The organism is Microbacterium schleiferi (genome assembly GCF_020781975.1).
Taxonomy (GTDB): domain Bacteria; phylum Actinomycetota; class Actinomycetes; order Actinomycetales; family Microbacteriaceae; genus Microbacterium.
On the sequence record NZ_JAJGNI010000001.1, the window covers coordinates 202,898 to 228,718 of the forward strand.

The window sequence follows — 25,821 nt, forward strand, 5'->3', positions numbered from 1 at the left end:
CGGGCTGCCAGCGATCAGGAGCCGGAGAGGGCCTTCGTCAACCGCTGCAGCGACACCGGCTCGGCAGTTCCGAGGCTCTGCGCGAACAGGCTTACGCGGTACTCCTCGAGCAGCCAGCGTCCGTGCACGAGGTTCGGTGACGCGTCTGCGGCCAGGGGAATCGTGCCGCCGGAGTCCCGATAGATCGCCGCGGCACGCTCGTACTCGGTCAGGCGCTGGCGATCACGACCGGGGTTGTCGGCGAGCGCGGCGGTGCGGGTGAGCAGGGCCGCGAGATACCGCGGATAGTGTGCGAGGCGCTCCAGTCCTACCGCCGAGACGAACCCGGGATAGACAAGTCCCGACAGCTGTCCGCGAACGTCGGTGAGCGCTGCCAGCAGCGTCATGGCGTTGAGGTTTCGCAGGCCCCGCTCGACGTCGCGCGCCGCGGTGAGGATGCGGGCAGTCAGCGAAACTGCCGAGAACAGCGCGTCAGTCACGTCGGCCGAGAACGCATCCCGCGCTGCCTCGAACTGGGCGCGGGTGCGGATCGGGTCGGGAAAGCGCGCGAGGACCGCGTCTGCCACGGCGACCCGGCAGTCCTCGACAAGGGAGCGCGCCGACGAGTACGGGGATGCCGCGAGCGCGAGCTTCTCGGCGGCGGTCAGGTGGTCGAGCACGTACGCGGCGGGGGAGGGGACCGCCAGCAGCAGCAGGCGACGAAGACCCGCATGGGTGGCTCGCGCGGCAGCCTCGGGCGTCGCATCGATCCGCAGCGCGACGCTCTCTCCCTCGTCGATGAGGGCGGGATAACCGCGTACCACGCCACCGGCGACCCGCGTGTCGACGACGGCGGGAAGCTCGGAGATCGTCCAGTCGGTGAGCCCCGAGACTTCCGTGAACCCCGCGGTGTCGGCATCCGGCTTCGCTCCTGAGGGCCGCGGGGTGCGCTGGGCGGGCGCCGGGGGTCGTTTCGGGGCGGAAAGCGAGGATGCCACCGCGCCGCGGGCGGCCCCGGCCAACTCCTGCTGCAGGCGGGTGAGGTCGCGCCCGGAGCCGAGCGTGCGTCCTCGGTGGTCGACAACCCGGAACGAAATGCCGAGGTGGGCGGGGACGCGCTCGAGGTCGAAATCGTCCGCCGTGACGGGTTGGTGGGCCACGCGCTGGATGCGTGCTGCGAGGGCTGCCCGAAGGGTGGTCGGCGGGAGTCCGCCGTGATCCTCCGGGCCTTCGCCGGCAAGATCTGCCGAGAACCGAGCCGCCCAGTCGGCAGCGGGCACGACGTGACGCCGGATGGTCTTGGGCAGTGCCCGGATGAGGGCGGCGATCAGCTCGTCGCGCAGTCCCGGTACCTGCCAGTCGAACCCGGTATCGCGCAGCCCCGCGAGCAGCGCCACCGGTACCACAGCATTGACGCCGTCGTCGGGTGCACCCGGCTCGAAGCGGTAGCTGAGCGAAAGCACCTGATCGCCCTGCGTCCACCGGGAGGGATACTCGTCGCTGCGCGCTGCCGCGGCGCCCTCGGCGAGATCGGACTCGCCCATGTCGAGCAGGCGCGGTGTGCGGTTCGAGGTCTCACGCCACCAGGACTCGAACGAGCGGACGTCGAAGACCTCGCGCGGGATCCGCGCGTCGTAGAACGCGAACACCGCCTCGTCACCGGCCAGGATGTCGCGGCGACGCTCCCGCTCCTCGAGCTTCTCCAGGCGCCGCCGCATGTCCGCGTTACGCCGGTCGAAGGCAGTGAGGCGTTTGTCGAGGTTCGCGGCATCCCATTCGCCCTGCACGAGCGCGTGGCGGATGAAGAGCTCGCGTGCGAGCGGCCGATCGAAGCGGGCCAACTGCACGCGGCGCTTCGGGATGATCTCTACCCCGAACAGGGTCACCTTCTCGTACGCGGATGCCGCACCCGCCGATCGAGACCAGTGCGGCTCGCCCAGCTGACGGTGGGCGAGCTCGCCGGCGAGCTCCTCGGCCCAGGCTGGGTCGACCGCTGCGACCGTTCGGGCGAACAGGCGCGAGGTTTCGACGAGTTCTGCCGCCATGACGGCATCCGGGCTCTTCTTGCGAAGCCCCGAGCCCGGGAAGATCGCGAAGCGCGCGCCGCGGGCTCCCCGGTATTCGGCGGTGGGGCGCCGTGGCTTCCCGGAAGCTGCACCCTTGGCTGCGGACGTCGTCGTGCGGTCATCGCGGATGCCGATCTGCGAGAGCAGCCCCGACAAGATCGCGCGATGGACGGCATCGGGGTCGGCGTCGACCCTCGTCTTCGCGCGCCGTGCACCCATGAGATCCGCGAGTTGTCGGTGCACATCGACCCATTCGCGCACGCGCACGTAGTTGAGGAACTCGGCCCGGCACATCCGCCGAAACGCGCTCGAGCCGAGCTCTACCTGCATCTCTTGCAGGTAGTTCCACAGACCCAGCAGCGAGAGGAAGTCGCTCGTCGGGTCGGTGAACCGCGCATGCAGGCGATCGGCCTGCTCGCGCTGCTCCTCGGGACGCTCGCGGACATCCTGAAGAGACAGGCCGGCCACGATCGCCAGGACACTCGGCAGCACATCCCGCTCGCGCGCTTCGACGAGCATCCGCGCCAACCGCGGATCGATCGGGAGCCGGGCAAGCTCCCGGCCGACCTTCGTGAGTCTGCCTCCCGAGACCGCGCGGAGTTCGACGAGGAGGTCCATCGCAGCCTTCACGCCGCGTGAATCCGGGGGAGTGAGGAACGGGAAGGCTGCGACATCCCCCATTCCGAGGGCCATCATCTGCAGCAGCACGGCGGCCAGATTGGTGCGGAGGACCTCGGGTTCGGTGAACTCCGGACGGCCTGCGAAATCCTCCTCGGCGTAGAGCCGGATGGCGATACCCGGCGCCGTGCGCCCCGCACGGCCCGAACGCTGCTGCGCGGACGCCTGCGAGATCGCCTCGATCGGGAGTCGCTGGATCTTCGACCGGGCGGAGTAGCGCGAGATGCGCGCGGTCCCGGTGTCGATCACGTACCGGATGCCGGGAACGGTCAAGCTCGTTTCGGCCACGTTCGTGGCAAGGATGACGCGGCGGCGCACGCCGGCGCGGGTCGACGGTTCGAAGACCCGGTGCTGCTCGGCGGCACTGAGGCGACCGTACAGCGGGAGCACCTCGGTGGGAGCGGCATCGTTCGCGTACATGCCGCGGACGGCATCCATCGCGTCGCGGATCTCGGATTCGCCGGGAAGGAACACGAGAACATCGCCCCGCTCCTCGCGATCCAGTTCGCGCAGCGCTGCGACGAGCCCGTCGATGTCGTCCTCGGCGTTCTCGTCGTGGGGGCGGTAGCGAATCTCGACCGGGTAGGTGCGCCCCGAGACCTCCACAATCGGGGCGGCTGCTTCGGGATCTTCCGGCCTCGGTGAGAAGTGCCGCGCGAAGCTCTCGGGATCGATCGTCGCCGAGGTCACGATGACCTTCAGGTCGGGGCGCTTGCGCAGGATCTGGCGAAGGTACCCGAGCAGGAAGTCGATGTTCAGTGACCGCTCGTGAGCCTCGTCGATGATGATCGTGTCGTACCGGCGCAGCAGCCGGTCGCGGTGGATTTCGTTCAGCAGGATGCCGTCTGTCATCAGGGTGATGCGCGTGTCCTCGCTCACGGCATCCGTGAACCGTACGCGATAGCCCACCGCGCCGCCGAGGGGCACCTGCAGTTCGCTCGCGATTCGCTCGGCGATCGAACGCGCGGCGATCCGCCGAGGTTGCGTATGGGCGATACGACCGCGACCGAGCTCCAAGCAGATCTTCGGAAGCTGGGTCGTCTTGCCCGAGCCTGTCGCCCCCGCGACGATCACGACTTGATGGTCTTCGATGGCGCGCGCGATCTCGTCCCGGGCGGCACTGACGGGCAGTTCCGGCGGGTAGACGATGACGGGTTCTGGCGCGGGCATAGCCTTCGATCGTAACCGCTACGGTCGTCGATCACGCCGGCCGCGGCGCAGTGATCGCAGCGAGAGCGTCGCCCGTACCCGATCGCGCCAGGACCCCGCTTCGCCCAGTCGCTCGCGCTCGCGGTCGACCAGCTGCCAGAACGCGGTGGCTTCCTCGTCTTGCGGCGACTCGTCGGCGAAACTGGCGTGGTCGGCGATCATCGCGAGTGCGCGAGCATCATCGGCCCCGCCGACGGCCTCGACGATCTCGGTGCGCGTGCGGGTGGCGGGCAGCGGGCCACCACTGTCGATCGTCGCGTCGACCCACTCATCCCAGCCCCCGAGGATGCGCTCGGCAGGCAGAGCCGCCCGGCGGCGTCGACGGCGGCGCCATGCTTTGACGGCAACGATCACCGCGAGCGGCCCGAGCAGGATGGCCAGAACGAGCAGGATGCTGCCCGCGATCTGCACCCCCAGCACCAGGCTCGACAGGTCGGCCTCGCTCTCCGGATCGTCGGAGGTGCGAGGGTCAGCGTCCGCCGGGTCGGCTTCGGGCGGCTTGACGACCTCGGCGCGCTCGCTCTCGACGTCGGTGGCGTTCTCTGGGTCACGCCGTTCGTCGACGACGGCATCCATCGGGATCTCATGCTGGGGAGTGACATCGACCGGAATCCAAGTGCCGGAGACGTCTTGGACCTCGAGCCATGCCGTGATGTTGCGCCCTCGGCACGTTCCGTCCTCGCACGGCGGGACACCTGTCGCCGAACCGTCTTCTGCCTGGAGGCGCGCGCCGACCACGATCCGGGAGGGGAAACCGAGCTGGTCGGCGATCATCGCCGCCGCCACGGCGAACTGCTCGTCATCACCGGCAGCCGCCACAAGTTCGGCATCCGTCGCATCGGGAAGCTGGGTCTGGCGGTTCACGAGTGCGGTGAAGAGGGCGTCGATGCGGTCGGTGGAGTGTCCGGCGCGACTGGGCGCGAAGGTGTAGTCGCCGAGGTAGGCGACCCATCCGGTGCCGGGAGGCGGTGTCTCGAGGGCGTGGCTGAGATATCCGCGCTGTCGCAGCCGATCGACGAGGTCTGCCAGGCCCGCACCCGCACTCCCCGCCTCCTGCAGGCGGATCCATTGCGTGAGGCTCTCAGGGACGATGGTCTCATCCAGGGTCGGCGCCGAGCGAGGCGGTGTCGCCTCCGACAGCTCCATCGATGCGGGAGCCGCGGCGCGGAGCGTGTAGCTGGTTCCCGCACCGTAGACGGGGCTGATGTCGATGCCCGAGCCTGCCGCAGCGTCGTAGAAGAAGCCGTCGGCCAGCGCGGCGCGGTCGGGGCCGTCGAAGGCGATAGCGGCCACCGTTCCCACTGTCGGTACCCAGAGACCGGAATACTCGCCGATGACGACGTCTGCGCGCACTCCGTCGCCGCCGACGAGGCGTGCCGAGGGGAGTCGCGTGTAAGCCGTGGCGGGGTCGTTGATCCGGGCAGCTGGGTCGGTGACACGAGCCAGCTGCCCGTCGTAGAAGGCCAGGGTGGCAAGTCGCACCCGGTCGACGCCCGCTGTCGTGATCTCGAAGAGGACCTCGTCAGCGGTGTCGGCGGCGAACATCGCGCGATACGTCGACAGGGGGCTCGCCTCCTGGGCGAGACGGATGATCGGTTCGCTCGCCGAGCGGGGAACCGTGCGGGGGTGCAGTGCCGTGAGGACCGGGGTGATGCTGACAGCCGCGACAACCGCGATGAGGAGCATGCTCGTGCCGATCGCAGCCCGGCCCATCGCCGCGCGGCGGGCCGGACGCTGACGGATGCCGCCCGCTTCGCGTAGGGCGAGGCGCCGCACCATCACCGCGCGCCACAGCATCCAGAGCAGCACTGTGCTGCACGAGGCGATGCCGATCAGCGCCTCACGGAGGCCGGGGATCGGGACTGCCGCGAGAATGCCGGCCGTCGCGGTCGTTGCGCCGAACACGATCGCGAACGTTGCCGGCGTCAGCGCGATCGGTGCCGCGAGCCCCCACCACCGGGACCTTCTCGCCCCGATGGCCAGCGCCGCACCCGGTGCCAGAAGCAGCACCAGGAAGGCGGGCGCCAGCGTCGCCTGGTACGTGCCCAGCGGCAGCTCGAGAGTGAGCAGGTTGTTCGGCCCCGTGACCGGCGCACTGAGCACTCCGATCAGAGCAGCGGGAATCTGGCTGGGGTCGGTGAGGACCGCGGGAACCGCCAAGGGCACGCCTGCCACGACGAAGACCGTTGCAAAGGCGATAGCCGTCCGCCACCACATCCACGAGCGCGCAAGCGCGATCGAGCCGATGCCGATCGAGAGTGCTATCGCTGCGGCTGCCATCACAAGGAACCAGGGGTCCTCGTAGATCGGCCACATGCCGATCGCGCCGACGGCGGCCGCGACGACCATGAAGGCTGCGGTCCCGACGACCATTGCCGGTCTCACGACTGTGCTCCGCGCAGCAGGATCTGGCGCAAGTCATCCAGAACGCCGACGGAGATGACCGTCGCTTCGCCCAGTCGCCGCAGCCGTGGCTCGCCCTCGAGGTCGCAGACCACCGCCGCAACCCCGACATGGGACGGGAACGCCAGAGCGGACCGCTGCAGGCCGGCTGCCGTCATGGTCGAGCCGCACACCAGGAAGGCGAGCGAGACGTCGCTGTGCGCCTCGACGGCCAGCGCCGCGACCTCGGACAGCGGGTTGACTGCATCGTGGCTTATCACGCCGGCGAGGGCGTCCATCATGATGCGTTCGGTCATCGTCGGAAGCTCCCGGATCGCGCGCACTCGACTGCGGGCGAACTCGGGAAGTTCTTCGCCGACGACGACCTGAACATCCCGCCCGTCGCGCACGCCGCGGACCCCGAGCGAGGCTGCAACGCTGACGGCGAGTTCGAACTCCTCCTCGTCCCGGTAGCTGTCTCGATCCGTGTCGATGGCGATGACCATCCGAGACCGGCGGGTCTGCTCATACTGGCGCACCATCAGCGTGCCGGTCTTTGCCGTCGACTTCCAGTGGACATGGCGCTGCGCGTCGCCGGGAACGTACTCGCGAATCGCGTGGAAGGAGATGTCCGAATCGACCAGGACGGGGGATGGTCGACCGTCAAGGTCACGGATGAAGCCTGCAGACGTTGGCGGAATGGCGGTGGTCCGCGGGTGGATGTAGAGCGTGCGCGACTGCGACCACGTCGCCTCCCTGCGCAGCAGACCCAGGGGGTCGCCGCGCACCGAGCTGATCGGTCCGATCGAGACGACGCCACGGCGCGGCGCGGGGATCACGACAGCCTCGACGTGGGAGGTGCCGGTACGCAAGAGGGGGACCGCGATGTCGATGATTCCCGTCCCGACCGGAATATCGATGGTTCCTGGCAGAACGACCGGTGACGTTTCGTTTCGTACCGTGATCTGCGCGTGGGCGCTGGAGCCTGCGACGACGCGGTCGTGAGCGAGAGTGAAATCGACGGTGTACGGCCGCGCGCGCAGGAGGAACGGGAGCGCGAGCAGCAGCAGCACCCCCGCGAGGGTGCCGGCAGCGATCAGTTCGGCGATCCCCAAGCTGACGCCGATACCGAGTCCCACAGTCGCGACGATCAGTGCGAGCCAGCCTCCCGGTCGCACGACGCCCCGGAGCCACCGCCACGCATTGACAACGTGCGCGGTGAGGCGGTGCCACACTCCGACTCCGCGCATGGCGATGACGGTGGTCCCGTGGGTCTGCGTCATCCGCGTTCGGCTGCTCGCCTGTGTCGCGGTCACCTCCCTGGTGAGCGGTGAGGGAGTGGGCGTCATGGCGCCTCGCGCTGCGTCGGCGGAGCGACATCCAGCAGCACCTGGCCGATCACCGCGCGGGCGGTGACGCCGTCGAACTCCGCCTCCGGGTCCAGCACGAGTCGGTGTGCGAGCACCGCCTCGGCGAGAGCCTTCACGTCGTCAGGTGTCACGAACCCGCGGCCGTGTGCGATTGCCCAGGTCTTCGCCGCACGTGTGAGGGCGATGGCGCCGCGGACGCTCACGCCCAGGCGCACCTCGACAGCCGCGCGCGTGGCGTCGACGACCCGCGCGATGTAGTCGAGCACGACCGGGCTGACATAAACGTCGCGGGCCAGCGCCGACATCCCGCGGATGCCATCCAGAGACACGACCGGGGAGAGTTCGACACGCTCGGTCGCGGTGCCCTCCAGGATGCGCAGCGTCGCGGCGTGGTCGGGGTACCCCAGGGTCGCCTTGATGAGGAACCGGTCGAGCTGGGCCTCCGGGAGCCGGTAGGTTCCGGCCTGTTCGATGGGGTTCTGGGTCGCGACCACGAGGAAGGGCTGGCCGACCGGCCTGGTCACACCGTCGATCGTGACATGGCCCTCTTCCATCACCTCGAGCAGTGCAGACTGGGTCTTCGGGCTTGCCCGGTTGATCTCGTCGGCCAGCACGATGTTCGCGAAGACCGGCCCGCGGTGGAACTCGAACTCGCCGCGCTTCTGGTCGTAGACGGTGATGCCTGTCACGTCGCCCGGGAGCAGATCCGGGGTGAACTGGATGCGGGAGCTGACCCCGTCGACACTCTGCCCCATGGCTCGGGCCAGAGAGGTCTTTCCGGTGCCCGGATAGTCCTCGAGAAGCAAATGCCCTTGCGAGATCATCGCCGTGAAGGCGAGCTCGATGACGTGGCGCTTGCCGAGAACCACACGCTCGACGTTCTCGACCAGGACGCGGAACGTGTCGTGGAACCTGGTCACCTGGTCGGCTGTGACGGTCATGGAGTCCTCTCGGGGGTAGGGCACACCAGGCCCGTGTGGGTGTAAGCGTCCAGGCCACTCAGGCGACCAGAGAACGAGACAGTGATCTCCCACGCCGTCTCGGTGCCGTCTGCCGACGGCGTTCCGCTGGTTGTGATGCTGTAGTCGGCTGGTGCGGCATCCACCATCGTCGCCGACGGCTGGCCGCCTGCGTCGCAGGTGGCGGGAAAGACGACCTGTGTCGTGTACGCGGCACCGGTCGGCGTGATCGTCGTCGCCTCGTCGGAGCACGCATCGCCGACGCACCACCAGGCTTGGATCGTTCCGGGGTCGGTGCCGGTGCGGAAGAGGCTCGCGAAGTCCGTCGTTCGGGGCGGGCCGTAGCGCGCCTCGTAGCGGGGATGATCGAGCGAGGGCCCACTCACTCGCGTCCAGGTGGCGGTCTGTCCCGACACCGTGGGCGCGGGGTCGACAGTGTAGGTCGTGGTTCCCGACGGGGCGGGGATCGGTTCGGTCGGTTGTGCGGTGACCGGCCCCGCCGTGGCACGGCCGAACGATGTCGATCCGATCCGGTACTCGGCGCACGCGCGGGCGGTGGTGTCCTCCCAGACGGTTCCGGGAATGACCTTCGCAACCTCACCGCTGGTCACGTTCCCGACGAACTCAAGGGAGCAGGTGGCTCCAGTGGTCACACCGACCCACAGTTCCGTACCGACCCCGTTCGAAGCGACCGTCGCCACTGCGCGGACCTCTCCACTGCCGTCATCGCTGGGGTTCAGGCGAAGCTGCAGGCGGGGTGCGCCGATCCCGTACGCGATGACGGATGCCGCCGTCCCCTCGGTGGTGCCCGGAGCGATCGGCGGATAGTCGAAACGGGAAAGCGGCGTCACGCTCAGTGTCGTCTGCTGGTTGGCTCCCACGGCGAACTCCGGGAAGACGACCTCGCCTCCACCCGACGGGACCGGGAGGGTCTCCGAGGCTCCCGTGATGGGGCTGGTAACGCGCACCGACCCGGTCGTCGGATCGAACCCGCCCACTGTCACGGCAGCGACGTTGCCGCTGCCGTCGGCTGTCGGCACTGGCCGCGCCGACACCGACGTCGGCGCACTCGGTGCCCGATAGGGCCAGGCCGTCACGGCGCTGGTGGCGGCCCGGGACTCTCCGACGCTGTTGACGGCCCAGGCTTGGTAGCGGACCTTCGCCCCCGGTTCGGCGGTGATCGGCGGGCACAAGCCGTCGGCGCCGCAGGTGATCTCCTGACCGCCGCCGCTGACGCGGAAGGACTCCACGGCAGGGTACGAGCCACCGGCGCCGGTGACGCGGAGGGTCACTGTCGTCGCGTCAAACGAGGTCCATTCGATTGTCGTGGGATCGGCGGGAAGGCCTCGCAGATCCAGCACCACCGTTCCCGTGCGCTCGCCGCTCGAGAGCCGACCCTGGGCATCTGCAACCTCGAACGTGCCAGTGCAGTCCGACGCCCCAGGTGCGTCGGCCGCCCAGGTCGCCCGGACCGAGGATGCCGAAGCGACAGCGAACGTGACGTCCGAGCAGTTCGCGGGAGACGCGACCGACGCGAGCCGCAACGGTGTTCCAGGAAGCGGGTTCACTTCGCCGGCGGCCCCGATCACGGGAATCTCGCACGAGGTGGCGCCGCCGGCCTGCGAGCACTGCTGTGTCACGGTGCCGGCCTTGGGGAGCGTCGACGGCGCGGGTCCGACAACGAGCGTAAGGGCAGCCGGCTCGGCATCCGGATGGCTCGTCAAGCGCACGACCACGGCCTCGGTGCGTCCGGGACCCGCGTCGTCAGCTCCGGTGACCTCCAGCCGTGACCCGGTGAGCGAGACCTGGAACTGATCGCCCGGCGCCTCGACGGCGTATTCCAGGGAACCCCAGGCCGGGGTGCCGGTCCACGTCGTCATCTGTCGCAGATCGTAGGTCTCCGTCTGCCCGGGGCTGAGCGTGCGTGACGCGGCCGAGAGGATCGGCTGAGGCGCCTCGGCCTCGATCAGGAATCGGACGGTGAGGACCGTCCAATCGTCGCCGCCGACCAGACGCGCCTGGATGGAGCACGTATCGGTCCACGGCGCTCCGGGTCCCGCTGTATAGCGCAGCGTTCTCGCTCCCACCAGCTCGCACGTGGCACCGCCTCGCGCCCCGCCGGTTGTGGTGACGGGTGAGATCTCAAGGTCGGTGCCGCGAGGGATGGCGATGATCTCGGCCAGGTCGACCTCCACAGCCTCGTTCTCCCCCACGGTGAAAGAACCCGTGTCTGAGCGCAGGGTCGGGCGCAGTTCCGACTCGCCGGGCACCCGGAGGAATCCGTAGGACGTGACGGTGGATCCGTCGGTCGCGGTACCGGTGACGCTGAAGGGAATCACCATCGGCTCTGACTGCGCCGTTCCGGCAAGGCGGCGGCCGGACACTGTCAGGTTCGGACTCCCTCGCCACAGCGCCAGCTCTACCGAGTCAGGGTCACCGCCTGCCCACGTGACCTTGCCCGAGAGGACGTCGATGCCCTCCTCGAAACCGTCGATGGTCTCGGCGGTCAGCACCGTGTCGCGAACCTCCGGATAATCAGGGACGGGATTTCGCACGATCTTGAGGACGATGAGGCCCATCGCGGTATCACCGGCGGGGTTGCTCGCCGTGTAGATGAACGAGAACGTTCCGAGAGCCTCACCTGAGCGCACGGTGATTGACCCGTTCTCGAGATCGACCTTTGTCAGGAGCGCTTCCAGATCGTCGTACTCGGTGGTTTCGGGCTGGGCGTTCGGTCGAACATCCACGAGACTCAGCTCGGCACCGGAGGGGTCCACGTCGTTTTCCAGTGGAGTGATCGTGGTCTCGCGCCCCGGGGACTGACCACCCTCGAGTTGGACGTAGTCCGAGAAGGTGACCGGCCGCGGGTCGGATTGAGCTTTGCGCACTCCGACGAGGGCGAGTGCTGTGGCAGTTGCTCCGCGCCCGTCCCGGACTCGATAGGTGAAGGATGCCTGCCCGCTCCATGACGGCGGGGCGGTGTAGATGAGGTTCGTCCCGTCAGCCGAGATGCTGGCGGTGCCGGCAGGGGAGCCGTCGGCGCTGACTGGCTGATCCACGACAGCGTCGAGCGTGACGCTGTCGCCGTCCGGATCGATCCCGAACGAGTCGAAGCCGATGGTCGTCGATCTGCCGCTGAGCGCTCGTCCCTCAAGCGTCACCGGCGACGGGGCAGTGTTGGTCTCATCGCCGAGCACGGTTATGGTGACCCGTGCGCTGTCGGTGAGCTCGGGGTACCCCACCCGGTAGGCGGTGTACGTCACGCTGTAGACACCGGGGCTCTCCGGCGCCAGATAGCGCAGGGTCCGGCTGGTGGCGAACGCGAGCCCGGCGTCGGTCTCATTGACGACCCGCGACGGATCGATCGCCAGCAACCCTCCCGTGGGAGCCGAGTCGTTGGCGAGGACCGGGATGTCGATCTGTCCGCCGACGCGCACTCTGGCAGCGTCCGCTACCGCGATCGGGGGGTCGGCAGCGGCCGCGGGCAGCAGAATCACGGTGAGCTGCCCCGTGATGGCGGCTGCCGGGTTGTCGGTACCGTCAGAAATCGTGTAGCGGACGACACCGATCTCGCCCGGCGTGCCGTCGGCGGTCGTGCCGCTGGCGCGGATCGTGGACTGGGCTACGGGGTCGACGCTCAGCGACGCGCCCTCGGTGGCCTCGGGGCGGACGTCGCTGAGCAGCAGCACGAGACCTGCAGGATTGGAGACTGCGCTGAGGACATCGACGGTGGTGTCTTCGTTGGGTCGGACGAACGCGACAAGGGGCGGTGCCGACAACACAGCCTCGTCCCGATCCACCGCGGTAACCCGCACGGTCGCCGTCTGCTCGGTGTCGCCGTCGCGGACCGTGTACTGCAATACCGTCGAGCCAGGCGACTGTGCGGTGTAGGAGAACGAGAGGGCGCCGGCGTTGACGGCGATGCCGGAATCGTCGTCGGCGGAGGTCACCGCCGACAGCGTCGGTGACCCGGTTCCGCCGCGCACGCGGTCGTTCAGCTCCACCGTGACCGCCCGGCCGACCACCGCCGTTACCGCGAAGGAATCGGCCTCCAGCCGTGGGGTGGGAGCGACGCTGATCGTGAGGGCTCGGCTGGTCTCGGCGCCTCTGCTGTCGGCGACCGTGACGGTGACGGAGGCGGTGGTCGCGACCTCAGCGTTAGCGTCAGGGTGCTGGTAGGTCAGGACACCGGCCGGATCGACGGTGACCGTGCCCGGCCCCGCGTCGACAGTGGCCGATGACACGTACAGCGCATCACCGTCGGGATCCACGAAAGCATCGAGAATCGGGAACCGGACGGTACCACCGGGAGCCGTCACCGGTTCCGGCCAGTTCGCCAGGCACCGTTCGGTCCCGCACCACAGCGGGGCAGTGTTCTCGTCTGCGGGAACCACCGTGAGAGTCACGGTGGCAAGGTCGGAGGTCAGTCCCTCCACCGCAGTGCCATCGGTCACGCGGTACTCGAAGGTCGCGGTGCCCGATGCATCGGCCGGCACGTCGATGGTGAGAATCTGGTCGGCATCGGTCGTCACCGGTGTTCCGAACGCTGACGCTGAAACTGACTCGGGAACGACGCTCAACACGTCCTCGTTCGGATCATGGTCGTTCAGGAGGACGGGCAGGGCTATGGCCCGGCCGGCTCGGACACCGAAGGCATCGTTCTCGGCGACGGGAGGCTTCGGCTCGACGACCTCGGGAGCAACGGCATCGTCCGACTCCGCAGCGCTCACCCGGTCATCGATCTGCCATGACTGCGATGAGGGCACGAGATCGCCGGCGGGTACGGTCCACACCCACCCCGACTGCGTCTCGTTCAGAATGAGCCGCCGGTCGGTGCCCAAGAATTCGGGAAGCGGGTCGGCTCCGAGTTCTGCGCCGGCGTAGTCGAGGGCGGAATCGCCGGTTGACTGCGACCACAGCGTGCCGCCGGTCGGTCCGAGCCAGGCGGCGAAGACCTCACCACCGAGCGTGCGGGGCGCGGCTGGCACGCCGCGCATCTCGAGTCCGCCGGTGACCTGCCGCTGCGCACCGTCGCCGAGGGCCACCGCGACGAGCCCCTGCGAATCGGCGAGGAAGACCTCGTCGCCGCCGTCACTGGATGCTGCAAGTCGCGCATCGGGCAGCATCGCCGTCTCCACCGGGGCTGGCAGGCCCTGGATCCAGAGCCGGCCGGTCTCGGCATCCAGCATCACCCACCGCTGCCCGACGAGGGTCAGTGAAGCGCCCTCGCCCGGGGCGTCGGGAACCTCATCAACGCCGAGGATGCTGCCGCTCGCGAGATCCGCGCGCACCATTTCGCCGGAATCCGCCGAGAACGCGGCGACGGTGCCGAGGGGACCGACGGCGACTGCGTCTGCGGCGAACGGATCCTCCTCGTCTCCGATGTCCAGGCGCGCAGCTCCCGGGCGTGACAGGTCGCCGATGAAGATGTCGCCGGCCTCGGTGAGGTAGGCCACCGAGGTGCCGCTGGTCGACACGGATCGCGTACCGGCGGGAGTCGCGACGAAGGCGTCGGCGCCGCCGGCGTCCAGATCCGGGGGAGTGGCGGGGTCGATGCCGGCGACGCGGGTGGCGGATGCCGCGAATGCCCACACCGCGTCAGTCGTCTGCGCGAGCGTCGTCGGCTGGCTGATCTGTTTGACAGTGTCGAGTTCGAGGAGTTCGGCATTGACGCGTGCGTAGTGTCCGCCCGCCGAGCGCTGCAGGGCCCAGATCGTGCCGTCGTCGAGGGGTGCCTGCTGCGCGTCGTAGCCGGGCCAGACTGCCGCGAAACCCACTACGAGGACTGCAGCCAGTCCGGCCGCTGCACCCCACATCCAGCGCGAGGGTGAGCCCCGCCGGGTCGCTGCCGCGCGGGCCACGTCAGATCACGCTCACAATCACGGCAGCGGCAACTCCCGCGACGATGATCGCGCCGCCCACGACCAGCGACCAGATCAGCCCTGTCCGGCGAGGCGCGGGGGCCTCGGGGAGGTCGTCGCTCGGCAGACGGTTGGCGGTGCGCTGATCGCGGGGACGTCTCCGGCGCGGAGAGTCGTGCGGCACTCGCGGGCGCACGAACACGGGAGCTGCGTCCTGCTCGCGTTCGGGGAGGGCAACGGCGCCGGCCAACTCCAGCGGAGTGACGGGCATTCCGGTGTCGTACTGCACCAACTGCAGGGCGTGGGCGAATTCCGCGGCTGACGAGAAGCGGTCGGCGGGGTTCTTCGCGAGGGCGCGACGAAGCACGTCCTCGAGGCTCGGTGGCACGTCAGAGCGGTCGATCGGTGTGTAGCCGGCGCGGCGGATGCGGGACTTCAGGTGGTCTCGCGTGTTGTCGCTGTGCGACGGCAACTCGAACGGGCTGCGGCCGGCGAGGAGGGAGTAGACGGTGGCACCCAGGCTCCACACTTCGGCGGGCACCGAGCCGCTCGTGCGCTCATCGATGATCTCCGGCGCGCTCCAGGGAACGCTCATCGCGAAGACTTCGATGCCTTCCCGGGCTGACACCGAAGCGGCGATCCCGAAGTCCGACAGCACAGGCATCCCGTAGGCGGTCAGCAGGATGTTGGACGGCTTGATGTCGCGGTGCAGGAGCCCCGCCCGATGCGCGGATTCGAGAGCCGACGCGACCTTCACCCCCGTTCGCAGCACTTCGTCGACGGGGATCGTCTCTCGCCGATATCGCGACGCGAAGGAGGCCGGGCAGTACTCCATGACGATGTACGGGCGCCCATCCGGTGAAACACTGGCCTGGTAGATCGTGAGGATCGAGGGGTGTGCCGACAGGTGCGCCATCGCGTCGGCCTCTGCCGCGAACATGCGCAGCAACGACTCATCGACGATGTCTTCGAGGAGAACCTTGACCGCCACCGCGCGCCGGGGCATGTCCTGTTCGTAGAGGAAGACGTCGGCGAATCCTCCGGCCCCCAGCGGCCGCACGTAGCTGAAACCGGCAAGCGTGGGCGCTGCTGCCGGAAGCCGGCTAGGCATCAGACCCTCGGATGCCGGTGCGCTTCGCGCGGGCACAGCGAGTCGCTCGACCAGCGCGCCGTGCCCCCCGATTCATGCGATAAGCCTAAATCGAGCCGCTGAGCCGGTGCTGTAGGCATCCCCGTAGGCTGGAATCATGACGATTCCTACGCTGCAGCTTCTCGATGGCAACCGCATTCCGCAGGTGGGTTATGGCGTGTTCAAGGTTCCGGCCGATGACACGCGTCGTGCAGTGCTCGAAGCGTTCGAACTCGGTTATCGGCATATCGACACGGCGGCCATCTACGGCAACGAAGAGGGGGTCGGTGCTGCGATCGCCGAGAGCGGCATCCCGCGCGACGAGCTTTTCATCACGACGAAGCTCTGGAACGACCGCCACGACGGCGACGAACCCCGAGCTGCGCTGGGCGAAAGCCTCGACAAGCTCGGACTCGACGCCGTCGACCTGTACCTCGTGCACTGGCCGACTCCGGCACGCGACAACTATGTGCACGCGTGGGAGCGCCTGATCGACCTGCGTGAGCAGGGTCTCACGCGAAGCATCGGGGTCTCGAACTTCCTTGTTCCCCACCTCGAGCGGATCATCGCCGAGACCGGAGTCGCCCCCGTCGTCGACCAGATCGAACTCCACCCCGCCTACCAGCAGCGCGAGGTCGTCGAGTGGGCACTCGCTCGCGGCATCCGGATCGAGGCCTGGGGCCCGCTCGGTCAGGGCAAGTACGACCTCTTCTCGGTGCCGGCCGTCGCGGACGCGGCAGCTGCCCACGGCAAGACCCCGGCGCAGGTCGTGCTGCGCTGGCACCTCGACAAGGGCAACATCGTGTTCCCGAAGTCGGTGCGCAGGGACCGGCTCGCCGAGAACATCGACATCGTCGATTTTGCCTTGACGGATGACGAGATCGCCGCAATCGATGCGATCGACCCGGGCGATGGTTCGGGGCGTGTCTCGGCGCATCCCGACGAGGTCAACTGACCCGCGTCAGATCCAGGTGGGCGACCAATTGTGGAGTCGCCAGAAGTCGTAGGGCACGCTCGTCGCGGTGAGGATCGGATACCAGAACGCCGAAAGCACCAGAGCGACGATGAAGAAGACGGCGACCACCCGCTGGCCCGTTACGCGTCTTTCGGGACTGGCCCCGGCCGGATGGGCGAGATCACGCAGCGCAATCCCCAGTGCCAAGAGGAGGAACGGCAGCATCACCACCGTGTAGAACTGGAACACCGTGCGCTCGGGGTATAGCAGCCACGGCACCCAGGTGACGGCGACGCCGGTCAGGACGAAGCCGGAGGCGAGGTCCCGGCGTCGGATGAACCTGATGACGAGGTAGACGGTAGCCGCGACGGCGGCGTACCACACGAGCGGATTCGGCATCGAGTAGATGTTCTGTACGCATCCTGAAGCCGCTGTGCAGCCAGCCTCGCCGAGGGCATCGCTGTGATAGAACATCGAGGTCGGTCTGGCAAGGAGCGGCCACTGCCATGCAGGGCTCGCATAGCTGTGGCTTGCTGACAGGCCGACGTGGAAGCCGTACATCGACTGGTGGTAGGCCCACAGGTTCTGCAGAGACAGCGGTACCCACGACCAGAAGCCGGTAGCCGGCGAGCCGTCGACGGTGTGCCTGTCGTATCCGCCGTCGGTGGCCAGCCATCCCGTCCACGTCGCGAGATAGAGAAGGAGTGCCGGCGGCACGAGCAGCACGAACGTCACCGGTCCCTGGCGCACCGCGGCATCGGCGGGCCAGTACTCCACGCCGCGCCGACGCCGCTCCAGGGCGTCGACGATGACGAGGTAGATCCCGATACCGGCGAGCACGTACAGGCCCGACCACTTCACGGCGGTTGCGGCGCCCGCAGCAAGGCCGGCAGCGACAACCCACGGCCTCGCCCAGAACACCGGACCCCAGCGAGACTCTGAGCTCCAGCGCCCCGTTGCCAGTCGGCGCGGCCACTCTCGCTCGCGAAGCCATCGCCGATCCAGCAGGACGAACCAGAACGCCAGCAGCGTGAAGAACATGACGAAGGTGTCGAGCAGCGCGACGCGGCTCAGCACGATTGCCAGGCCGTCGATCGCCATCAGTCCGGCCGCTGCGGTGGCCACACCGATCGACCGGGTGAGCGTGAGCGCGACGACATAGAGCAGCAGCACGGCGAGAGTTCCGAACAGCGCCGTGGCAAAACGCCACCCGACCGACGAGTCAGCGCCGAACAGTGCCATCCCGGCGCCGATGAGGAACTTGCCCAGTGGCGGGTGGACGACGTAGCTGCCCTCGCCCAGGAAGATGTCGGTCTCGCCTGCCGCGAACCGCGCGTCAGCCTCATCAGGCCACTTCGCGGCGAATCCGAGGTTCCACTGCGACCAGGCATCCTTCACGTAATAGGTCTCGTCGAAGACCAGTTCATGCGGGTGCCCGAGGTTCCAGAAGCGCAGGACGCCGGCAACGGCAGTCACGACTGCCGGCACCACGACCTGAAGCCGGGGGGAGATAGCGATCCGGGCGCTGACACGGTCGTACACCGTCGGACGCGCGGGGCCTTCGACGATGGTTGTCACGGTGACAGCCTATTCGGGCGAGGCTGCGAGCTCGGGCTGGCCCGAAGCTGCGGCCGGGGGCCGGGGCGGGGTGTCAGTGACGCCGAGCAGGAAGCCGGCTATCTGCAGCGCGGTGCCTTCCAGCACCGGGCCGTTACCGAAGGCCCAATCGGCATCCGTTGCGCGGACGGTGTGTCCGGCGACGACGGCCCGGCGTTCGAAGGGCCCGGCGCCCTGCGCGTACAGCGCGACGGCGCCGCAGGTCATCGGATCCACCGCGAGGTCGACGCCCAGGTCATCCGCGACTCGCAGCGCTGCCGCGAGCGACCGAGATAGCACACGGATGCTGCGCCGTTGCGCCAGCACCGCGGTTCGAAAGCGGGTGATGTCTCCGTCTGCGCCGCGCCAGGGCCTCGTAAGCCCGGCATCCGTAGCGAAGGCCGCCCACGCGGTTTCCGCGTCGGTGAGCGCCGCCAGGCTCCCCAGCAGGGCATCGAGCTCGCGGCGCCGGTCGCTGGAGACCACCCGCTCGTCCCGACGTGCTCGGCCGCTGAGTGGGAGAAATCGCAGAAAGTCTGCCACCGCGCCAGCGTATCGGCCCGTCTTGCCGGGAGGGCATGTGCGCACATGCCCTCCCGGCAATGTGACGGATGTGACAGAGGACGGTCGGACGAGGAGCGTTCCTTCGGCCCTGATGTGACAGTCACATTCGGCGTGCCGCTATCATGAGCGAACGGGCGCGGAATCCCGGCACACAACGATGTGACCGTGCTCACAGGAGGTGTTCGATGAGCGAGGGCACCGGCGGGCGACCGCCGAGCATCAGGGATGTCGCGCGGCTAGCGGGCGTCTCTCATCAGACGGTCTCGCGCGTCCTCAACGATCACCCCAGCATCAGGCCCGAAACGCGGGCTCGTGTCGTGCAGGTCATGAACGACCTGCGCTACACCCCCAACCGGGCGGCGCGCATGCTCGTGACCAGCCGCTCGCAGACGATCGGGATCCTCGCCGCCTCGTCGACGCAGTACGGACCCGCGTCGAGCATCGCCGCGATCGAAGAGGCAGCGCGCGAGCGCGGATACTGGGTTTCCACCGCCAACATCGACGCCGCCGATCCTGACTCGATCACTGACGGTATAGCGCATCTGAGCGCCCAATCGATCGAGGGACTCGTGGTCATCGCGCCGCAGATGCGCGTCTTCCGCGCGCTGGCCTCACAGCGGATCGATGTTCCGTACGTCACGCTGCAATCGGCGGTACTCGGTCCCGAACACACGCTCTCGGTCGACCAGATCGCGGGAGCCAGGATGGCAACCCGGCATCTCATCGAGCTCGGACACCGGCAGATCTACCACATCGCGGGCCCCCAGGACTGGATCGAAGCCGAGGCCCGCATGCGCGGATTCCTCGACGAGATGGACGCTCATGACCTACCGATGACGGCGCCGATCCTGGGTGACTGGACTGCGGAGTTCGGCTATCACGCGGGGCGCGAGCTGCTGCGGGTCCGCGACTTCACCGCGGTCTTCGCCTCGAACGACCAAATGGCGCTGGGACTGCTTCACGCGGTGCGTGACGAAGGGTTGTCCGTGCCGCGCGACATCAGCATCGTGGGCTTCGACGACATCCCCGAGGCCGCGCACTTCTGGCCGCCCCTGACCACCGTGCGGCAGGACTTCGCGGAGCTCGGACGCCGATGCGTGGCACTGTTGCTGGACGATACTGGCGGCACATCCGCGGGCGAAGCGATCGGCACGATCGCGCCGACCTTCGTTCCTCGAGCATCCTCGGGGCCACTCGGGCGGATCTGACGGCCCTCGACCCACGGAGATGCGCTCCGTTCGGTGCCGTTACCAATCCGAGACTTTTCGCCGCTTGACACTCGGGACAGCAGCCGGTCTATAGTTTCGCAATGTGACCGGTCACATTGACCGTCACACCGATCGCCAGTGATCGGAACGAAGGAGTTCAGCCATGCCGCCCAAGGATGTTGCGGGCACGACCGAGGGGTACGCCGCCGGTGTCAAAGCCGAAGTGGCTATCGCGCGGACCCGTGCCGATGTCGCGCACCGGCAGGCTGAGCTCGAGCAGCGTGGACTGGTCGCCTGCCCGCGCGGCAATGTCTCGGCACGAATCACCGCTGCCGACCTGTTCGTGATCGCTCCTGCAGGGGCCTTCCTCGACAAGATCTCTCCCGAGCGGATGGTCCTGTGCGACCTCGACGGAGTTGCGCTACCCGAAGTCCTCGGTAGCGAGCGTCTCCCGTCAGCGGATGCCGCCGTGCACTCTCGCATCTACCGCGAGATTCCAACCGCGCTGGCGATCGTCCACACCGATTCGCCCTACGCGCTGGCCTGGGCAGCGCGCGCCACGACTCTGCCGTGCCTCACCGTAGCTGCCGCCGAAGTCTTCGGCGGGCCCGTGCCGGTCACCGTGACGGATCTTGCGGAACCAGCAGCACTCGGTGATGCGGTCGCCGGCGCCCTCGGATCCCAGAACTCGGTTGCCCTCGTGCGCGCCGTCGGTGTCTTCGCGGTCGGCGCGGATCTGCGCGAGGCGATGCGGATCGCGTCGACGCTCGAAGTGGCAGCGCGCCATGCGCTCCTGGTTTCACACTCCGGCCCGCTCGATGACCTGGCGCTCGACGACACCGTCGCCGCCGCGTTGCACGAGCGCGCTAGCCGCCATGCCACCTCGACCCCGGACGCGACAGCGCCCGGGTCAGGTCTCACCCACAACTGAAAACGCACAACTGAACACGCACACCAAGACAACACCAAGACAACGATGTCCTTAGAAAGGAAATCACTGTGAAGAGCACGAAGATTCTGCTCGCCGGCGCGGCAACCCTCGCCGCCGGTGCCCTGCTGCTGTCCGGATGCTCCGGCTCCGGTGGCGGCGGTTCGACTGACGGTGGCGGAGACGGCGGCCTCGTCGGCGTCGCCATGCCCACCAAGAGCTCAGAGCGCTGGATCCAGGACGGCGACGCCGTCAAGGCCGAGCTCGAGGAGCAGGGATTCACCGTCGACCTGCAGTACGCCGAAGACGACATCCCCACCCAGGTCTCGCAGATCGAGAACATGATCACCAAGGGCGCCGAAGCGCTGATCATCGCCTCGATCGATGGCACGACGCTCACGAGCGTTCTGCAGGAGGCAGCGGATGCCGGCATCCCCGTCATCGCCTACGACCGCCTCATCCGCGACACCGAGAACGTCGACTACTACGCGTCGTTCGACAACTACCAGGTCGGCGTGCAGCAGGCCACCTCGATCCTCAACGGCCTGGGGCTCACCGAACTGGACGGCACCCCGATCGACGGGGCGCCTGCTGGCCCGTTCAACATCGAGCTGTTCGCCGGTTCGCTGGATGACAACAACGCGTTCTTCTTCTGGAACGGCGCGATCGACACCCTGCAGCCCTACTTCGATGACGGCACCCTCGTCGTGAAGTCGGGTCAGACCGAGATCGAGCAGGCAGCAACCCTCCGCTGGGACGGCGAGACCGCGCAGAGCCGCATGGAAGACATCCTGACGGCGTTCTACTCGGATGGATCGAAGGTCAACGCGGTGCTCTCGCCCTACGACGGCATCTCGCGCGGCATCATCTCGGCTCTCACCGACGCCGGTTACACCGTCGGCGAGGGCTGGCCGATCATCTCGGGCCAGGATGCCGAGCTCGACTCGGTCAAGGCCATCAACCGCGGTGAGCAGTACTCGACCATCTTCAAGGACACCCGCCTGCTCGCGCAGGTTGCGGTCGACATGGCGGTCGCGCTCCTCAACGGCGACACCCCCGAGGTCAACAACACCACGGACTACGACAACGGTGTGAAGGTCGTTCCGTCGTACCTCCTGGAGTCGGCGATCGTCGTCAAGGACAACATCACCGAAGTCCTCGTGGACAGCGGGTACTGGACCGAAGCCGAGATCAACGGCTAAGAAGATCGAAGATCGTGTCGGGCGGTGCGTTGCGCCGCCCGACACGAGGTCGAATGCTGACAAGGAGTCACGATGGCGGACAACATCCTCGAGATGCGCAGCATCACCAAGACCTTCCCGGGTGTGAAGGCTCTGTCGGGCGTCACCCTCGAGGTCGAGCGCGGTGAGATCCACGCGATCTGCGGAGAGAACGGCGCCGGCAAGTCGACGCTCATGAAGGTGCTGTCAGGCGTGTATCCGCACGGCTCGTACGACGGCACCATCGTCTTCGAGGGTGAAGAGGTCGCGTTCCGAAGCCTCAGCGACAGCGAGGCCAAGGGCATCGTCATCATCCATCAGGAGCTGGCCCTGAGCCCACACCTCTCGATCGCCGAAAACATCTTCCTCAACAACGAGCAGCGGGGCGCGCTCGGTCTCATCGACTGGAACAAGACGAATCACGCGGCTGCGCAATTGCTCGAGCGGGTGGGACTGCGCGATAACCCGATGACACCGATCAAGCGCATCGGTGTGGGCAAGCAGCAACTGGTCGAGATCGCCAAGGCGCTCTCGAAAGAGGTGAAACTGCTCATCCTCGATGAGCCGACAGCGGCTCTCAACGACGAGGACTCCGATCACCTACTCGGCCTGATCCTCCAGCTCAAGGAGCAGGGGATCACCTCGATCATCATCAGTCACAAGCTCAACGAGATCAAAAAGATCTCAGACACCGTGACCGTCATCCGTGATGGAAAGACCATCGAGACGATTTCGAGAGACGATGTCACCGAGGATCGCATCATCAAGGACATGGTCGGCCGGGACCTCGAGCACCGGTACCCCGACCACGACCCGCAGATCGGCGAAGAACTGCTCCGCGTCGAGAACTGGACAGCTCACCACCCGCAGGATCCGTCGCGGGTCGTCGTCGACGACGTCTCGCTGAACGTCCGCGCCGGCGAGATCGTCGGGATCGCTGGCCTCATGGGGGCCGGGCGCACGGAGTTCGCCATGAGCCTGTTCGGGCACAGCTACGGAAGCAAGATCACCGGCAAAGTGTTCATGCGCGGTCGCGAGATCAAGACCCGCACGGTTGCCGAAGCCATCGAGAACGGGCTGGCCTACGCGACGGAGGACCGGAAGACCTACGGTCTGAACCTCATCGAAGACATCAAGCGAAACATCTCGATGGCGTCGCTGACCAAGCTCGAGCGCCTGGGGCTGGTCAACGACAACCAGGAGTATGCGGTAGCCAATGAGTACCGCCGAGACCTGAACATCAAAGCCCCGAACGTGCTCGTGAAGACCGGGAAGCTCTCGGGCGGCAACCAGCAGAAGGTCGTGCTGTCGAAGTGGATCTACTCCGACCCCGACGTGCTGATTCTCGACGAGCCCACCCGCGGCATCGACGTTGGAGCGAAGTACGAGATCTACACGATCATCAACAAGCTCGCCGCCGCAGGCAAAGGCATCATCGTCATCTCGTCCGAACTGCCGGAACTCCTCGGCATCTCCGACCGCGTCTACGCGATCTCGGAGGGCCGCATCACCGGCGAACTGCCCGTCGAGGAAGCGACACCCGAGTCGGTCCTCAAGCTCATGACCATGGAAAAGGCCCGCTGACGGGCCGCGCAGGAGATCACACGACCATGTCCAACGACAATCACACGAACGAATCCACCGCTGCGGGTGCGCTCATCGATCCGCCCGACAACAGGTTCACCCGGTGGTTCAGCAACATCCTGGCTGACCTCGGCAAGAACGGGATCTTCATCGCCCTCATCGCGGTCGTCGTGTTCTTCACGATCACGACCGACGGCATCCTGCTGCGCCCGCAGAACATCTCGAACCTGATCGTCCAGAACGGATACATCCTCGTTCTCGCGATCGGCATGGTGATGGTGATCATCGCCGGCCACATCGACCTGTCGGTCGGATCGGTGGCGGCCTTCATCGGTGCCCTCTCGGGTGTCTTCGCGGTCCAGTGGGGACTGCCGTGGTGGCTCGCGATTGTGCTGTCGCTCCTGATCGGTGCCGTCGTGGGGGCCTGGCAGGGATTCTGGGTAGCGTTCGTCGGCATCCCGGCTTTCATCGTGACCCTCGCGGGAATGCTCATCTTCCGCGGACTCGCGCTCGTCGTCCTTGGCAACGCGAACATCGGATCGTTCCCCGAGGAGTACCGCGCGCTCGGCAACGGGTTCCTCACCGGCGTCTTCGGTGAGGGCACTCCCGACATCTTCACGCTGCTGGTCGGCGCTGCGGCGATCGTGCTGCTCGTGCTGAACCAGGTGCGCTCGCGCGCTGCGCGGGTCAAGTACGGCCAGGAGGTCGACCCGATCGTCTGGTTCATCGTCAAGCTGCTGTTGGTGTCGGCCGCGATCGTGTTCTTCATGTTCTCGCTGGCCTCGTACAAGGGCATCCCGGTGACCCTCATCATCCTTGCCGTGCTCGTGCTCTTCTATGGAACTGTCATGAACCGGTCGGTCTTCGGGCGCCATGTCTATGCGATCGGCGGCAACCGCCACGCCGCTGAGCTGTCGGGCATCAAGACCCGCCGCGTCGACTTCCTACTGTTCGTCAACATGGGCTTCCTCGCAGCGCTCGCGGGACTCATCTTCACCGCGCGTCTGAACCTCGCAGGGCCCAAGGCCGGTGACGGATTCGAACTCGAGGCGATTTCGGCCGCGTTCATCGGTGGTGCGGCGGTCCAGGGCGGTGTGGGAACGATCGGCGGCGCCATCATCGGTGGTCTCATCATCGGTGTGCTCAACAACGGCATGTCGATCATGGGCATCGGGATCGAGTGGCAGCAGGCGGTGAAGGGTCTCGTGCTGCTCCTTGCCGTAGCCTTCGACGTCTACAACAAGCGGCGCTCCGGAAACAGCTGAGTCAGTTGGAGTGGGCGCGGCCCCAGCCTGAGGCCTCCGGCCTAGGCTGGGGCCGTGATCATCCTCGCCGCCACGCCCATCGGCAACCTCGGCGACGCGTCCCAGCGCCTCATCGACGCGTTGGAAAATGCGCAGGTGGTCGCCTCTGAAGACACCCGGACGACGCAGCGGCTCCTCGCCGCGCTCGGCATCCAGAACCGGCCCCGCCTGATCGCCCTGCACGATCACAACGAGAAAGCCCGCGCTGCCGAGCTCGTCGAGCTCGCGCGAGAGACCGACGTGCTCCTGCTGTCGGATGCCGGGATGCCGACCATCAGCGACCCGGGATTCGGGGTGGTAGCTACGGCAGCCGGCGCCGGGGTCGCGGTGAGTGTCCTCCCGGGCCCGAGCGCCGTCCTCGCAGCTCTGGCCGTCTCGGGTCTCCCGACCGACCGATTCACGTTCGAGGGCTTCGTGCCGCGGAAGGCGGGGGAGCGGCGCAGCGCACTGTCGGCTCTCGGTGCCGAGCGGCGCACGATGGTGTTCTTCGAGTCCCCGTCGCGGCTCGCGACCACCCTCGCCGACATGGCTGCGGCCTTCGGCGCCGACCGCCCAGCCGTCGTGTGCCGCGAACTCACGAAGCTCCACGAAGAGGTACGCCGCGGCCCGCTCTCGGATCTCGCCGCCTGGGCAGACGACGGCGTCAGGGGTGAGATCGTCATCGTCGTCGGTGGCGCCGCCGGCCCCGCCATGTCGTTCGAGGACGCAGTTGCCTACGTTTCGGATCTGCTCGCGCAGGGAAAGCGCCTGAAGGATGCCTGCGCCGAGGTCGCCGCAGCATCCGGTCACTCGTCGCGCGAGCTGTACAACGCGTCGCTGTCATAGACCC

General features: G+C 67.7%; 15 protein-coding genes. 7 read left to right on the forward strand and 8 right to left on the reverse strand.

What is annotated here, in order from left to right; translation table 11 throughout:
- Window positions 1-14: 14 nt before the first annotated feature.
- The 6 genes from hrpA to LL236_RS01185 are packed head-to-tail and all read right to left on the reverse strand — an operon-like array spanning window position 15 to window position 15,651.
- Window positions 15-3,893, reverse strand: a complete 3,879-nt coding sequence (hrpA, locus tag LL236_RS01160; RefSeq protein WP_228176962.1) for an ATP-dependent RNA helicase HrpA — start codon at window positions 3,891-3,893, stop codon at window positions 15-17.
- Between the two features lie 18 nt (window positions 3,894-3,911).
- Window positions 3,912-6,317: a transglutaminase-like domain-containing protein gene (locus LL236_RS14950; protein WP_228176963.1), complete on the reverse strand. Its 2,406-nt coding sequence runs from the start codon at window positions 6,315-6,317 to the stop codon at window positions 3,912-3,914.
- Entirely contained in the window at window positions 6,314-7,663 is a 1,350-nt protein-coding gene (locus LL236_RS01170) for a DUF58 domain-containing protein (protein WP_228176964.1), read from the reverse strand. Before LL236_RS01170 ends, LL236_RS14950 begins: the two co-directional genes overlap by 4 nt.
- Entirely contained in the window at window positions 7,660-8,625 is a 966-nt protein-coding gene (locus tag LL236_RS01175) for an AAA family ATPase (protein ID WP_228176965.1), read from the reverse strand. The genes LL236_RS01170 and LL236_RS01175 overlap by 4 nt, the downstream gene beginning before the upstream one ends.
- Window positions 8,622-14,504, reverse strand: coding sequence for an Ig-like domain-containing protein (locus LL236_RS01180; protein ID WP_228176966.1), 5,883 nt, complete (start codon window positions 14,502-14,504; stop codon window positions 8,622-8,624). Before LL236_RS01180 ends, LL236_RS01175 begins: the two co-directional genes overlap by 4 nt.
- 1 nt (window position 14,505) lies before the next feature.
- Window positions 14,506-15,651, reverse strand: coding sequence for a serine/threonine-protein kinase (locus LL236_RS01185; protein WP_228176967.1), 1,146 nt, complete (start codon window positions 15,649-15,651; stop codon window positions 14,506-14,508).
- A gap of 100 nt (window positions 15,652-15,751) precedes the next feature.
- Between LL236_RS01185 and LL236_RS01190 the strand changes: the two genes are divergently transcribed.
- Complete coding sequence (locus LL236_RS01190) at window positions 15,752-16,588, forward strand: aldo/keto reductase (RefSeq protein WP_228176968.1); 837 nt, start codon at window positions 15,752-15,754, stop codon at window positions 16,586-16,588.
- A 6-nt stretch (window positions 16,589-16,594) separates the two neighbouring features.
- Here LL236_RS01190 and LL236_RS14955 read toward each other — a convergent pair whose 3' ends face one another.
- Both LL236_RS14955 and LL236_RS01200 read right to left on the reverse strand, forming a co-directional pair.
- Window positions 16,595-18,166, reverse strand: coding sequence for a dolichyl-phosphate-mannose--protein mannosyltransferase (locus LL236_RS14955; RefSeq protein ID WP_228176969.1), 1,572 nt, complete (start codon window positions 18,164-18,166; stop codon window positions 16,595-16,597).
- A 9-nt stretch (window positions 18,167-18,175) separates the two neighbouring features.
- On the reverse strand, window positions 18,176-18,727 hold the full coding sequence (locus tag LL236_RS01200) for a hypothetical protein (RefSeq protein ID WP_228176970.1): 552 nt from the start codon (window positions 18,725-18,727) through the stop codon (window positions 18,176-18,178).
- A 206-nt stretch (window positions 18,728-18,933) separates the two neighbouring features.
- Between LL236_RS01200 and LL236_RS01205 the strand changes: the two genes are divergently transcribed.
- The 6 genes from LL236_RS01205 to rsmI all read left to right on the forward strand — a co-directional run bounded on the left by LL236_RS01205 (window position 18,934) and on the right by rsmI (window position 25,817).
- Complete coding sequence (locus LL236_RS01205) at window positions 18,934-19,956, forward strand: LacI family DNA-binding transcriptional regulator (protein ID WP_228176971.1); 1,023 nt, start codon at window positions 18,934-18,936, stop codon at window positions 19,954-19,956.
- Window positions 19,957-20,119: 163 nt separating this feature from the next.
- The gene (locus tag LL236_RS01210) at window positions 20,120-20,887 is read left to right on the forward strand and encodes a class II aldolase/adducin family protein (RefSeq protein ID WP_228176972.1); all 768 of its coding nucleotides are present in this window, start codon (window positions 20,120-20,122) and stop codon (window positions 20,885-20,887) included.
- A 68-nt stretch (window positions 20,888-20,955) separates the two neighbouring features.
- Window positions 20,956-22,086, forward strand: a complete 1,131-nt coding sequence (gene chvE / locus LL236_RS01215; protein ID WP_308017233.1) for a multiple monosaccharide ABC transporter substrate-binding protein — start codon at window positions 20,956-20,958, stop codon at window positions 22,084-22,086.
- Between the two features lie 72 nt (window positions 22,087-22,158).
- Window positions 22,159-23,688, forward strand: a complete 1,530-nt coding sequence (gene mmsA / locus LL236_RS01220) for a multiple monosaccharide ABC transporter ATP-binding protein (protein ID WP_228176973.1) — start codon at window positions 22,159-22,161, stop codon at window positions 23,686-23,688.
- Between the two features lie 26 nt (window positions 23,689-23,714).
- Window positions 23,715-24,953, forward strand: coding sequence for a multiple monosaccharide ABC transporter permease (mmsB, locus tag LL236_RS01225; RefSeq protein ID WP_228176974.1), 1,239 nt, complete (start codon window positions 23,715-23,717; stop codon window positions 24,951-24,953).
- Window positions 24,954-25,007: 54 nt separating this feature from the next.
- Window positions 25,008-25,817, forward strand: a complete 810-nt coding sequence (gene rsmI / locus LL236_RS01230; protein ID WP_228176975.1) for a 16S rRNA (cytidine(1402)-2'-O)-methyltransferase — start codon at window positions 25,008-25,010, stop codon at window positions 25,815-25,817.
- Window positions 25,818-25,821: the final 4 nt, after the last annotated feature.

Excerpts from the sequence above, each read along its gene's own strand:
- hrpA (WP_228176962.1), bottom strand. The coding sequence starts at position 3,893 with ATGCCCGCGCCAGAACCCGTCATCGTCTACCCGCCGGAACTGCCCGTC.
- LL236_RS01170 (WP_228176964.1), bottom strand. The coding sequence starts at position 7,663 with ATGACGCCCACTCCCTCACCGCTCACCAGGGAGGTGACCGCGACACAG.
- LL236_RS01175 (WP_228176965.1), bottom strand. The coding sequence starts at position 8,625 with ATGACCGTCACAGCCGACCAGGTGACCAGGTTCCACGACACGTTCCGC.
- LL236_RS01190 (WP_228176968.1), top strand. The coding sequence starts at position 15,752 with ATGACGATTCCTACGCTGCAGCTTCTCGATGGCAACCGCATTCCGCAG.
- LL236_RS01205 (WP_228176971.1), top strand. The coding sequence starts at position 18,934 with ATGAGCGAGGGCACCGGCGGGCGACCGCCGAGCATCAGGGATGTCGCG.
- LL236_RS01210 (WP_228176972.1), top strand. The coding sequence starts at position 20,120 with ATGCCGCCCAAGGATGTTGCGGGCACGACCGAGGGGTACGCCGCCGGT.
- mmsA (WP_228176973.1), top strand. The coding sequence starts at position 22,159 with ATGGCGGACAACATCCTCGAGATGCGCAGCATCACCAAGACCTTCCCG.
- mmsB (WP_228176974.1), top strand. The coding sequence starts at position 23,715 with ATGTCCAACGACAATCACACGAACGAATCCACCGCTGCGGGTGCGCTC.